The organism is Citrobacter amalonaticus (assembly GCF_002918555.1).
Lineage (GTDB): Bacteria > Pseudomonadota > Gammaproteobacteria > Enterobacterales > Enterobacteriaceae > Citrobacter_C > Citrobacter_C amalonaticus_A.
This window is the reverse complement of record NZ_PQMB01000002.1, coordinates 413,738-425,974: the sequence shown is the minus strand read 5'-3', so window position 1 is coordinate 425,974 and position 12,237 is coordinate 413,738. Positions and strand designations below refer to the sequence as shown.

The window sequence follows — 12,237 nt, the reverse complement described above, 5'->3', positions numbered from 1 at the left end:
ATTTAGTTAACAACCAGTAAATATATTGTTGCGTAAAAGCTAAATTCTGATGTACTTATAGAATCTAAATCATTCGAGTTGCGGGACAAAACGGCGTAGTCATTTTGAACAGCGCTTGCGCTGGCCCCGAAGGGTCGGGTATCAAAGCCAGCGCCCCCGCACCTGAAGTATGACGAGTATAAGTAATTGCGGTAGTTCCCGGCGGTGATACGCATTCACTATGGAGATCGCGAATGGTAACGTCCTGTACTGGACACGTTTTTAACAGTCAATGCAATACCTTGCGCGGAAGCCACTCCTCCGGCAGTCACCTTGTCACCGCTAAATTATCCTCACTTCCTTTTTTACCTGTGTTACCGACGCCATCTGCGGTGCGCGTAGCCGTGTCTGGCGTTTTTGTTAAAAGGCAAGCTATGGCTTACAAGGAAGCCAACCCTCTGATGTTCGTGCGCATAATCGCGCTGCCAGCGGCGCGTGTGATGAATACCAACAACTCAAGGTGCTATCCATGGGAAGACAAAAAGCAGTGATCAAAGCTCGTCGTGAAGCAAAACGTGTGCTGAGACGGGATTCACGCAGTCATAAACAGCGTGAAGAAGAGTCGGTCACCTCGCTTGTGCAGATGGGCGGCGTAGAAGCCATTGGCATGGCGCGCGACAGTCGCGACACCACGCCGATCGTAGCGCGTAATGAGGCTCAGTCGCACTACCTGAATGCTATCGAGAGTAAACAACTGATCTTCGCGACTGGCGAAGCCGGGTGCGGTAAAACCTGGATCAGTGCGGCGAAAGCGGCAGAGGCCCTGATACATAAAGATGTAGACAGGATCATTGTAACTCGTCCAGTTCTGCAGGCCGATGAAGATCTCGGCTTCTTACCTGGGGATGTATCGGAGAAGTTTGCCCCCTATTTCCGGCCCGTTTACGACGTGCTGGTGAAACGGCTGGGTGCATCCTTTATGCAGTATTGCCTGCGACCTGAGATCGGTAAGGTGGAAATCGCGCCGTTCGCCTATATGCGCGGACGTACATTTGAAAATGCGGTGGTTATTCTCGACGAGGCTCAGAATGTCACTGCGGCGCAAATGAAGATGTTTTTGACACGCCTCGGGGAGAACGTCACGGTTATTGTCAATGGCGATATCACCCAGTGTGATTTACCGGCGCACGTCCAGTCTGGGTTAAGCGATGCGCTGGCCCGCTTTGAAGAAGATGAAATGATCGGTATTGTTCGCTTCAACAAAGATGACTGTGTTCGCTCGGCGCTGTGCCAGAGAACACTGAATGCGTATAGCTGATTGCCGGTGGTTCAGGCAGCGTGCGTCTGCACGTGATTTACCCGTGAAGTACAAATCACATTAAAATCTTTCCCTCACCCGATGCGGTGGGGGAAAGATTAACTTAACGCCTGGTCCACCGGGCTACTTTGCCTGCCATTTTGATCCTGTTGCAGTGCGCTCGCCAGGAACGCCGCAATTTTGGTTTCAATCTGGCTGTCGATGGTTCTCAACCGCAACAGAGCGATTCCACACTCCTGCAGGATGGCATCTTTCAGCGCGTCACGTTCGCGCTGTTCAGAAAGCGTGTGCGACCCGCCATCGACCTCAATCACTGCCAGCGGTTGCTTGCCCACCCGGTAATATAAAACGAAGTCGCAGCTGGCGCCTTGTGCCATAAATTCTTGCTGGCGCAGGGTAAAACGATCGTCCATACGGGCGATCAGTTGCCTGAGCGGAACTTGCTGATGCAGGGTGAGCGCGTGATACGCTGGCAGCACCAGCGTATCTTTGATCAATTGCGCGGCGATGTGTTCAGAGAGAAAACCTGAATCCACAGGTGGCAGGCGGGATTTTAACCTTTCCAGTGAGCGGTCATATTCTGAGTACAGCAAATCGAAGGCGCTGACCACCGGGCTGTAATGCACTTCTGTGTCGTCGGCGTAATAGGTCATGTAACGTATTAATGCCGCGATATGCTGGTTATTCCCGCTGAAAACATTGTCTCCGGTTACCAGCGTGAAGCGTTTTTGCGCACGCGAAACGGCGACGTTAATCAACTGCGGATCATCCACAAAAGAGAGCGCGACGGCATCGGCTTTTTTGTCCAGCACCGTGGAGAAGACAATCTCTTCGCATTCGCGCCCCTGAAATTTATGCACGGTGGCGCTGACAAAATCAGCCGGAAGCGCCTGGTGTGAGAGATTAACCTGCGCGTTGTAAGGTGCAATAAACCCCCGGCTGCCGGAGGTGTCCCAGCTCAGCGCGGTATAGGATTCCAGCTCGCGCAGGTTACTGTTATTACGTGTGTGATTATCTTTAGCGGTCACCACCAGCGACAACGCCGGCTCGCCTTTATCACGCGTCATGCAAATCAGCTGGTTGTCATAAAACTGTTTATTGCAAAACTGGATGATTTTTGGGTGGCAGCGGTAGTGTTCTTTTAACAAGGTGCTGGGAAGAGCCTTGCCATAAAGCGCAATTAACGAGTCCAGTAAGCTATGGGTGACGCAATCATAATGCGCGGCGGGCGCAGACATCGGGCTTTTCACCGGCACATGGGATAGCTGTTTTCGGTCGCCGACAACTATCACATTTCGTGCGCAGCCTAATGCCAGGATCCCGGGAATGATGTCCTGTTGTGATGCTTCATCAATGATCAGGTAATCAAGGATGGTACCGTTCGCCAGCGAGTTAACAATGGAATGTGTGCTGCTGCTTATCACCGGATAGCGTTTTAAAAATGTGGCGAAGTCTTTCTGGTAACTCTTTTCGTTAAGATCGTCAGCGGGGGTGATAAATTGCCGCAAATGCGCGCGCAGGAGGGCCATTGAGTTTTTTGTCAGGCTTTTTTGCAGGGTTTCCACGTCATTTTCCTGCAAACGGCGCTCATGACTGGCGAGGGTTTCACGCGTCTGTTGCAAACGCGTCGCGTAATAATGGCGCTGAAGGGCAAAAAACATTGCCTGACGTTTCTCTGGCGTATTTAGCGGTGCGGTTCTGATGATTTTAAATTTAAACAGTAAGACCAGTCTGTCGCGTAGCCCTATGCGGCTGGCAGTGAGCGACTGCATAAACGCCATCAGGTCGGTGATTTTATCCTGCGCCAGCCCATAACGGCTAATCCCGGTAGTATGATTAATCTCCTGCGTTTTCAGCCACTGCAGAAGGTATTTCTCTTCAACGATCAGTTCGTCAATTTCGGCGCGCAGCTGCGCGGCCTCATTTTGCGCACGTAAATACGCTTTTAACTGCGTGACCAGCTGCGTCACCGCGTTGATGTCCGGGGCCGGTTCGGATGTGCCCGGTGGGAGCGCGTGCCGCTCGGCGAAAAACGCTGAACGGTTTTCTGCGCTGCCCAGTCGCGCAATCACATAATCCAGATCGACCTTCGCCAGTTTCTCGTAAACGTTATCGACGGGCGCGTTATTATTCGACACGATTGCCACGCTGCGCTGTTGCAGCATGATATTGGCCAGAATATTCAGGATGGTCTGGGTTTTACCGGTTCCGGGTGGACCTTCAATGACCGATATCTGCGCGCTAAAGGCTTGTTCAACCGATTTCATCTGGCTTTCATTTAAGCCAAACGGGTAAATAAGATGCTCCGGCAAACGGCGGGTGGCGTTTGTACCCCGGCAATAGGCGTGAAGCGCAATATCGGGGTGGGGAACGATTTTTTCCAGTTGGCGACAGATATTATCGGCAATCGCTTTTTTGTCCCCGCCCGCCTGGCAGGCACGCTGTTTAGCTACGTCGCGAAAATAGTTAAATACCGCTTCTTCTTTTAGCGTAGTCTCTGCTGCGATCTGCACATCCTCCGCTTTCATAACGTAGCAGCGTGTCGAACCGGGGTAATAAATGAGAGCGTATTTATTGCCGACGATCTCCGCCCTGGCGATAGTCTGCACATCCGGGCGTCCTTTTCTGATCAGCAGAGTACCGTTCGCAGTATGTGAGGGCTCGACGCGGCAGGCGCTGAAAGGCCGGGTGTACGTTTTTCCTGATGGAAAATGGCAGGTGAGTTCCAGACACTGTTTGCTTTTGTGATAACGCAAGGTCCAGTCGGTGATTTTCCCTGTTTTGTCATCGCCATCAACATAGACAGTGACCATAATCTTCTCCCTGATATCTGTAACGTTTTCAATCACTATACCCGGATTATACGTGCGGGTCGCGCAGTGCGTACCGGCATGTCACTCGCGTTGAAATTGGTCAAATAAACTGAATCTTTATGTTAAACAAACGATATTTATTCTCATCTTGATTGGCGTAGAGTAATGGCATTGCGTGCCGTATCCCGTATCCCGTGTCGACGGGAACGGCTCTCCTGCTGAACAGAAGGATAAAACCCATGAAAAAGATCGGATTTCTGTCATTTGGTCACTGGACACCGTCCCCACAGTCCGGCACCCGCACAGCGGCTGACTCGCTGTTGCAGTCCATCGATCTCGCTGTCGCTGCTGAGGAATTAGGGGCGGATGGCGCATATTTCAGGGTTCACCATTTTGCCCGTCAGCTGGCTTCCCCGTTTCCGCTACTGGCTGCGGTGGGCGCGAAAACAAAAAGTATTGAGATTGGCACTGGCGTTATCGACATGCGCTATGAGAACCCGCTGTATATGGCGGAGAGCGCCAGCGCTGCGGATTTGATTTCCGGTGGTCGTTTGCAACTGGGTATCAGCCGTGGATCGCCGGAGCAGGTCATTGATGGCTGGCGCTATTTTGGCTACCAGCCCGCAGAAGGCGAGACCGAGGCCGATATGGCGCGGCGGCATTCGGAAGTGTTGCTGGAGGCGCTGCGTGGTGAAGGCTTCGCCAAACCGAATCCGCAACCGATGTTCCCGAACCCGCCAGGGATGCTGCGTCTGGAGCCTTATTCCGAAGGGCTGCGGGAACGCATCTGGTGGGGAGCCGGTTCGAATGCGACTGCCGTCTGGGCAGCGAAACTTGGCATGAACCTGCAAAGTTCGACGCTGAAAGATGATGAAACCGGTGAAGCATTCCACATCCAGCAGGCGAAACAGATCCGGGCGTACCGCACTGCCTGGGCCGAAGCGGGGCATACACGCCCGCCGCGCGTATCGGTGAGCCGCAGCATTTTTGCGCTGATGGATAACCGCGATCGCGCCTATTTCGGTGGCAGCAGTAATGAGGGGGATAAAGTGGGGTTCCTTGATGAGAAAACCCGGGCGATCTTTGGTCGCAGCTATGCTGCCGATCCTGACACCCTGGTGAAGCAATTAAAACAGGACGAGGCGATTGCCGAAGCCGATACGTTATTGCTGACCGTGCCGAATCAACTGGGCGTCGACTATAACGTGCACGTAATTGAGTCAATCCTTAAATACGTTGCCCCCGCGATGGGCTGGCGCGAATAGCGCGCAGTATTTGACATCGGCAATGAAATGTAACGATGACTTCGTTATGAGAATCAAAACAGCGTTTTCCGGTAAAGTGCGATGAACTAAAAAAGCCCGTACTTTCGTACGCGCTCTTTCTTAAATATGGCGGTGAGGGGGGGATTGACTCGCTTCGCTCGCCCCTTCGGGGCAGCCCGCTCACGGTGTTYGCGGTCTGTCCAACGGGCAACAGCCCGTTGTCGAACCCCGGTCGGGGATTCTCATCCCCCCGYGRRTGTGCAACATGCRAAAAAAAAGCCCGTACTTTCGTACGCGCTCTCTCTTAAAKATGGCGGTGAGGGGGGGATTGACTCGCTTCGCTCGCCCCTTCGGGGCAGCCCGCTCACGGTGTTCGCGGTCTGTCCAACGGGCAACAGCCCGTTGTCGAACCCCGGTCGGGGATTCTCATCCCCCCGCGAATGTGCAACATGCAAAAAAAAGCCCGTACTTTCGTACGCGCTCTCTCTTAAATATGGCGGTGAGGGGGGGATTCGAACCCCCGATACGTTGCCGTATACACACTTTCCAGGCGTGCTCCTTCAGCCACTCGGACACCTCACCATATTGTCGTTCCACTGTTGCCGGAACGGGCGCTAATTTAGGGAAAACCCTCGCCTGCGTCAATCAACTTTTTGAAAAAATCGTGCGTTTATACAAACTTCAATCAACATGGGGCTTTAGTAAGCGAAAACTGCTTTTTTTGCCACCGCTGATGAATTTGCTATGCTGATGATCCCCTTGAAAACGATGATAATTAGTGCGAGCAAATTCCGTGCTACAACCCTCAGGAGTCAATATGGATATCATTTTCTATCACCCGACGTTCGATACCACATGGTGGAGTAACGCATTAGAAAAAGCGCTGCCGCAGGCAAAAGTCCGGGAATGGAAGGCAGGGGATAACGATCCTGCAGATTATGCGCTGGTCTGGCATCCGCCCGTTGAGATGCTGGAAGGTCGTAAACTGAAGGCGGTATTCGCGCTGGGGGCGGGTGTTGATTCAATTCTGAGCAAGCTGAAAGCCCATCCGAATATGCTTGCACATTCTGTGCCGCTGTTTCGACTGGAAGATACCGGGATGGGGCTGCAAATGCAGGAGTATGCCGTCAGTCAGGTACTGCACTGGTTCCGTCGTTTTGATGATTATCAGGCGCAGAAAGCGCAAATTCGGTGGCAGCCATTGCCGGAATATACCCGCGAAGAGTTTACTATTGGCATTATGGGCGCTGGTGTGTTGGGGGCAAAAGTTGCCGAAAGCTTGCAGGCATGGGGATTTCCGCTTCGATGCTGGAGTCGTAGCCGTAAGTCGTGGTCTGGCGTTGAAAGCTTTGCCGGAACCGCGGAGTTGGGCGCATTTCTCAACGAGACCCGGGTACTGATTAACCTGCTGCCAAACACGGCAGAAACGGTTGGCATCATCAATGGTGAATTGTTGAACCAGTTGCAGGATGGTGCATATTTGCTCAACCTGGCGCGCGGTGTTCACGTGAATGAAGACGATCTGTTGACCGCGCTGAATAACCAGAAACTTAAAGGTGCGATGTTAGATGTCTTCAGCCATGAGCCGTTACCTGCGGATAGCCCGCTCTGGAAGCATCCGCGTGTGGCAATGACGCCGCACATTGCAGCGGTAACCCGTCCGGCGGAAGCCGTGGAATATATTTCACGTACTATTTTGGATCTTGAAAAGGGCGAGGTTGTGTCGGGCCAGGTCGATCGTGAGCGCGGCTACTGATACTGATGCCAACCCGATTTACGCCGGGTTTCGACTAATAAACGGCGGTGATTCCTGCTATCCTTGACGCAAAATGACTACAGGAGAGAATTATGTATCCCGTTGACTTGCATATGCATACTATCGCCAGCTCTCATGCCTACAGCACTCTGAGTGATTACATTGCGGAAGCTAAACGCAAGGGACTGAAATTGTTTGCCATTACCGACCACGGTCCGGATATGGCGGATGCCCCGCACCACTGGCACTTCATTAACATGCGTATCTGGCCGCGTCTGGTCGACGGGGTGGGGATCCTGCGCGGTATTGAAGCAAACATAAAGAACATCGATGGCGAGATTGATTGCTCTGGCCCCATGTTTGATTCACTGGATCTGATCATCGCCGGTTTTCATGAGCCGGTTTTTGCGCCGCATGATAAGGAAACCAATACCCTGGCGATGATTGCGACGATGGCCAGTGGCAACGTCCATATTATCAGTCACCCGGGAAATCCTAAATATCCTGTTGATATTACAGCAATTGCGCAAGCCGCCGCAAAGTATCAGGTCGCCCTTGAAATCAACAACTCTTCGTTCCTGCATTCCCGGAAAGGCAGTGAAGATAACTGTCGTGCGGTAGCTGCTGCGGTGCGAGATGCCGGAGGATGGGTGGCATTAGGTTCAGACTCCCACACCGCTTTCAGCATGGGCGAATTTGGTGAGTGTCGTAAAATCCTTGATGACGTTGATTTCCCGGAAGATCGTATCCTGAACGTCACGCCAAATCGTCTGCTGAGTTTTCTGGAGTCGCGCGGTATGGCGCCGATCCCGGAATTTGCAGAACTTTAATTGCGAATAACGAGAATATATTAATGAATGAGTTTTCTATCCTGTGTCGTGTACTGGGGTCGATCTATTATCGTCAGCCTCATGACCCTTTACTGGTTCCGCTGTTTACGCTGATTCGCGAAGGTAAACTGGCGGCAAACTGGCCGCTGGAGCAGGATGAGCTGTTGGGCCGCTTGCAGAATAGTTGTGATATGACGCAGCTGGCTGCTGACTATAATGCGTTGTTTATCGGTGAAGAGTGTGCTGTTCCCCCTTATCGCAGCGCATGGGTGGAAGGGGCAAAAGAGTCGGATGTTCGTGCATTCCTCTCGGCGCGCGGTATGCCGTTGACGGATGCGCCAGCCGATCACATTGGGACGCTGCTGTTAGCCGCCTCCTGGCTGGAAGATCAGTCCACTGAAGACGAAAGTGAAGCGCTGGAAACGCTGTTTGTAGAGTACCTGTTACCGTGGTGCGGAACGTTTCTCGGCAAAGTTGAAGCTCATGCGACAACGCCGTTCTGGCGAACAATGGCCCCGCTGACCCGCGATGCTATCGGCGCAATGTGGGATGAGCTGGAAGAAGACGCTGATGCATAAATGTGACAATCATCACGTGATTGTGCAACTTAAAATACAAATTGCATAATTTGTGTGCGCGGTCTCATTCATCTTTCGCTTTTCTGCTATCATGCGCGGCATGAATATACTTCTTTCAATTGCAATCACAACGGGCATTCTCTCCGGGATCTGGGGATGGGTGGCCGTGTCTCTTGGTCTGTTGAGTTGGGCTGGTTTTCTTGGCTGCACGGCGTATTTTGCCTGTCCGCAGGGCGGGCTGAAAGGGCTGGCTATTTCAGCATGTACGCTGGCAAGCGGCGTGGTGTGGGCATTGGTGATCATACATGGCAGCGCGCTGGCACCGCATCTGGAGATAGTCAGCTACGTCATGACCGGGATTGTCGCGTTTTTGATGTGCATTCAGGCAAAGCAGCTTCTGCTTTCATTTGTGCCGGGAACGTTTATTGGCGCATGTGCAACCTTTGCCGGTCAGGGTGACTGGCGGCTCATTGTGCCGTCACTGATGCTGGGGCTGGTGTTTGGTTATGCCATGAAGAACAGCGGTCTCTGGCTGGCTTCCCGACGGGAGAGGGCCGTTTCACAAACGGTGACCAATAAATGAAAAAGCGTGAGGCCAGCCAGCCTCACGCTTTTTTGTCCCGGAGTCAGGATTCCGGTGGTACGGACATCTGACGATATTTCACCAGAATGTCATTTTGCCGCTCAGCTTTATTCTGCAAATCCCACAGGCCGCGATCGATACCATCATTAATCAGGAAAATAACCCCGGTTTCAATGGCGGACATCAGGCACAGCATCACCGGTTCGTTAGCGGTATACCCGATTTCACCTTCCAGCAGTCTCTGGTAGTCAATAAAGCGGAAAACCCCAGCCTGCACCTCATAAGAGAGAATGGTTTTACTGGTATTCACCGAGGAGAGTACTTCACCGGTGCTGACGTTGACCACTCGCAGGTTAACGGCAATCTGGTCAAGCTGATATTGTGTATCCGCGCCAATACCGAAGTACCTCGCACCTACACCGCCAGATTTCACGTTGCTTTCATAACCGATAATTGACCCTTCGATCATCACGTTGGCTGCGGTAAGCGATTGCAGAGGAATGCGGTTATTCATCGCGACCGTCCCGTTTTCTTGCGCTGCGCGAATGATCTTACGTTCGTTCAGCAGGTTTTGCAGTCCCTGGCGTTCCAGAGGGACAAACCAGCGTGAATCCTTCAGGGCGGTTACCAGCATCGCGGTTGCGCTTTGCGGTACTGCGGTCGAGAAGTTGCTGGCAGGGTAGGGTTTAAATTGCCCGGTTTCATCCTGGATATTGTAAACCGAGACAAAGATCTTGCCCGTTGGTGGAGGCAAATGCGTGAGATCCTTATAACTTTGCGCACGAGGCATCAACGTCGGTCTCGCGGCTTCTTTAGGAGGGGCGGTTAAGCATCCACTTAATAAAATGACTGCAACCAAAACAAGTAAGCGCTGCATGATTATTGTCCTTACGTGGCTGATGCTTAAAAGTCGGTTGAGTTTGATTGCAAGCCCGACACTTCAATGGTGGAGGTTTTCCCGCTTTTCCGGTCAGTTACGTTAAGCTGCAACTGTCCATCCTTGTTGGCAATATCAATAATAAAGTCGTTGGTCACCATTCGACCGGGTTTGCCGCTATTAATATTGGTTAACAGTCCACCCAGAATCTGTGACTGTATGGCCTGGGTAAAGTTATCCAGTGCGGATGGTGTTTCAATACCATAATCATCGCTATAGCTTGGATCTTTATACGAATTTTGCGCCTGAGCGCTGTTCAATAAAAAGGAGCCGTTATTGGGGTTTCCACCAAAATTAGGATTGCGGAACTGGAAGGTCATATTTCCAGCCCAACTAAATGGTGAAATAAGCATGAGCACAACGATTGCATGTTTGGCACGCATTGTAGCCTCCGGACAAATTATTATTTAAAATTCATCGTGCGCTAAATCACTCGTGCTTAATAGCGTTTGGTCTATTTGCCGGCGATTCAAGGCGTCCTCAGTCTGAGCCAGAGCAAAGACAACAGTTTTATCGAAGTCTCTTTTCGTTGGAAATAAAAATGTCTGGAAAATAACGTCCTGACTAACGGTTATTGTTATCCAGCTTCCCCAACGTGCACTGGGTCTTTCATTAATGGTCAAATTACCGGTGAAGCTACTTTCCCATTTGTCACTAAAAGCACGGTAGAAGTCATGGCCAATAGAAGAGACAGTATGGTCGGTCAGTAGCCCGGGAACCTCCACTTCAACTGCGTGCAGGTTCCCGGCAGCAAGCAGGAATTCAACGCCTGCAAGCCAGATCAGATAGCGTTTCATGGCGTTAGCGCCTGAGGTTATCGTTGGCCCACGAGACGGCCTGAGTCCGGTTTTTTACCGCTATCTTTTTGAAAAGATTATAAAGATGGGTTTTTACCGTATTTTCACTAATAAACAGTGAACGAGCAATCTCAATATTTGAGGCGCCAATACGCAGCTTATTAAGGATCTCTTTTTCACGGTGAGTGAGCAGTGCTGACTCAGTGCTGCTATACCGGTAATGACCTGAATGAGTGATCAAGTAACTGGCCAGTTTCTGCGAGAAATAGCATTCACCGCGCAAGATCCCTTGTAGTCCGTTTACAACACGTTCTTCATCTTCCGCTGCGTAAAAAACGCCATTGATATGCGGCCAGTTTTCGATATCCCGGTACGGGTAATCGTCAGGCGTATTCAACAATAATGTTTTTATATTGTTGTTTTTCCGACTTAAATTATCCTGCCAGTAGTGGATTAGTTTTTTATCCGCTTCCATCATATCCAGTAAAACAATGCAGCTGGAGGATATCTCTTCCAGAGCACGTTGAATATTATGTAGTTTTCCGGTGAGCGCCAGCGATTGTTTCAGGTGCTGCAATAACGCCGTAGCCTGCAGGGATGGTTTGGTGATCAACAATAATGTATGACCATGAATACTATGGACTTCATTAAACATGATGAAACCCCACTTTTTAGTCGCACACCTGTCAGCTGCCTCTGTTGAAATAGAGGCTCCAGAAGTACTGAAAGATGTTGCACTGCTGTGTGTAGAAATAAATCAACCCTAATGGGTAAAATATAAAACGAATGGACTACATCTGATTTCAATCTAGCCATTACAAATCTTAAAGCAAGTGTTAAACTTGTAACTAAATGTAAAATTATATATTAATGTGTTAAAACGTGGCTTTTTCTAAGTTTGTTTTTGATAGTAAAGTTGTACATTGTCAGGTTATTGCACAGTTTTAAAAAATCATACAAATAATAATAATCTACTGATAATTATGATTTTTTATTGTTTTTATTTTTCCTTGTATCCTGTCTTAATTACAATAAAAATGTTCTGTTTCTTTGTGGAGTTTTTTCGTCAAAAAAAAAGAAGCCTGTCACGTCGTGTTCTGGTCAGGCATCCAGAACACGACCAGCAGACAAAGAAAGAGAGACATGCGCAGTTTCGTCTGCCCGAAAAAGCATGAACGCGGCGAGGGAAATAAAAATTACGTAAATAACAGAGCGCCTGCCCGATAATTAGCACTTTGGGGTGAGTGGATATATCAAAATACCACTCGTGGGTGAGTTATTTAAAATGTTTCCGTGGACATACTCTTCATCGTAACGCGGCGTTAACAAAAAACGAATCGCGTTTACGTTAAATTGGATGCAGTAAATTAAATTTCTCCTA

11 protein-coding genes, 1 tRNA gene and 1 other RNA gene are annotated in these 12,237 nt (G+C 50.4%); 6 read left to right on the top strand and 7 right to left on the bottom strand.

Annotated features, from left to right (window positions below):
* Nucleotides 1–508 precede the first annotated feature (508 nt).
* Nucleotides 509–1,297: a phosphate starvation-inducible protein PhoH gene (phoH, locus tag C3432_RS07490; RefSeq protein WP_181012884.1), complete on the top strand. Its 789-nt coding sequence runs from the start codon at nucleotides 509–511 to the stop codon at nucleotides 1,295–1,297.
* Nucleotides 1,298–1,395: 98 nt separating this feature from the next.
* Here phoH and C3432_RS07485 read toward each other — a convergent pair whose 3' ends face one another.
* Complete coding sequence (locus C3432_RS07485) at nucleotides 1,396–4,110, bottom strand: AAA domain-containing protein (RefSeq protein ID WP_103776012.1); 2,715 nt, start codon at nucleotides 4,108–4,110, stop codon at nucleotides 1,396–1,398.
* A 239-nt stretch (nucleotides 4,111–4,349) separates the two neighbouring features.
* Here C3432_RS07485 and C3432_RS07480 point away from each other — a divergent pair, with 239 nt between their 5' ends.
* Nucleotides 4,350–5,375, top strand: coding sequence for an LLM class flavin-dependent oxidoreductase (locus tag C3432_RS07480; protein ID WP_103776011.1), 1,026 nt, complete (start codon nucleotides 4,350–4,352; stop codon nucleotides 5,373–5,375).
* 311 nt (nucleotides 5,376–5,686) lie between these two features.
* On the opposite strand, the gene C3432_RS28530 is transcribed toward C3432_RS07480, so the two are convergent.
* Together C3432_RS28530 and C3432_RS07465 are read right to left on the bottom strand one after the other, a co-directional pair.
* A non-coding RNA gene (locus tag C3432_RS28530) (RtT sRNA) lies at nucleotides 5,687–5,826 on the bottom strand.
* 43 nt (nucleotides 5,827–5,869) lie between these two features.
* Nucleotides 5,870–5,957: transfer RNA gene (locus C3432_RS07465), tRNA-Ser, on the bottom strand.
* 235 nt (nucleotides 5,958–6,192) lie between these two features.
* On the opposite strand from C3432_RS07465, the gene ghrA reads away from it, so the two are divergent.
* The 4 genes from ghrA to C3432_RS07445 all read left to right on the top strand — a co-directional run bounded on the left by ghrA (nucleotide 6,193) and on the right by C3432_RS07445 (nucleotide 9,122).
* Complete coding sequence (ghrA, locus tag C3432_RS07460) at nucleotides 6,193–7,131, top strand: glyoxylate/hydroxypyruvate reductase GhrA (protein WP_103776010.1); 939 nt, start codon at nucleotides 6,193–6,195, stop codon at nucleotides 7,129–7,131.
* Between the two features lie 92 nt (nucleotides 7,132–7,223).
* Nucleotides 7,224–7,961: a phosphatase gene (locus C3432_RS07455; protein WP_103776009.1), complete on the top strand. Its 738-nt coding sequence runs from the start codon at nucleotides 7,224–7,226 to the stop codon at nucleotides 7,959–7,961.
* Nucleotides 7,962–7,984: 23 nt separating this feature from the next.
* Nucleotides 7,985–8,539 carry a TorD/DmsD family molecular chaperone gene (locus tag C3432_RS07450; RefSeq protein WP_103776008.1) on the top strand — a complete coding sequence of 185 codons (555 nt, stop codon included), beginning with the start codon at nucleotides 7,985–7,987 and terminating at the stop codon, nucleotides 8,537–8,539.
* A 100-nt stretch (nucleotides 8,540–8,639) separates the two neighbouring features.
* A complete protein-coding gene (locus tag C3432_RS07445; protein WP_146050874.1) occupies nucleotides 8,640–9,122 on the top strand; it encodes a DUF1097 domain-containing protein in 483 nt (160 codons plus the stop codon).
* Nucleotides 9,123–9,165: 43 nt separating this feature from the next.
* Here the strand turns inward: C3432_RS07445 and csgG are convergent, their stop codons facing one another.
* From csgG to csgD, 4 genes are read right to left on the bottom strand one after another with little or no spacing between them, the layout of a single operon-like run.
* On the bottom strand, nucleotides 9,166–9,999 hold the full coding sequence (csgG, locus tag C3432_RS07440) for a curli production assembly/transport protein CsgG (RefSeq protein WP_103776006.1): 834 nt from the start codon (nucleotides 9,997–9,999) through the stop codon (nucleotides 9,166–9,168).
* Between the two features lie 26 nt (nucleotides 10,000–10,025).
* The gene (gene csgF, locus C3432_RS07435) at nucleotides 10,026–10,442 is read right to left on the bottom strand and encodes a curli production assembly/transport protein CsgF (protein ID WP_103776005.1); all 417 of its coding nucleotides are present in this window, start codon (nucleotides 10,440–10,442) and stop codon (nucleotides 10,026–10,028) included.
* A 24-nt stretch (nucleotides 10,443–10,466) separates the two neighbouring features.
* Nucleotides 10,467–10,856 (bottom strand): curli production assembly/transport protein CsgE, encoded by a 390-nt coding sequence (gene csgE / locus C3432_RS07430; protein WP_103776004.1) that lies wholly within the window; start codon nucleotides 10,854–10,856, stop codon nucleotides 10,467–10,469.
* A 4-nt stretch (nucleotides 10,857–10,860) separates the two neighbouring features.
* The gene (gene csgD, locus C3432_RS07425) at nucleotides 10,861–11,511 is read right to left on the bottom strand and encodes a biofilm master transcriptional regulator CsgD (RefSeq protein ID WP_103776003.1); all 651 of its coding nucleotides are present in this window, start codon (nucleotides 11,509–11,511) and stop codon (nucleotides 10,861–10,863) included.
* Nucleotides 11,512–12,237 lie beyond the last annotated feature (726 nt).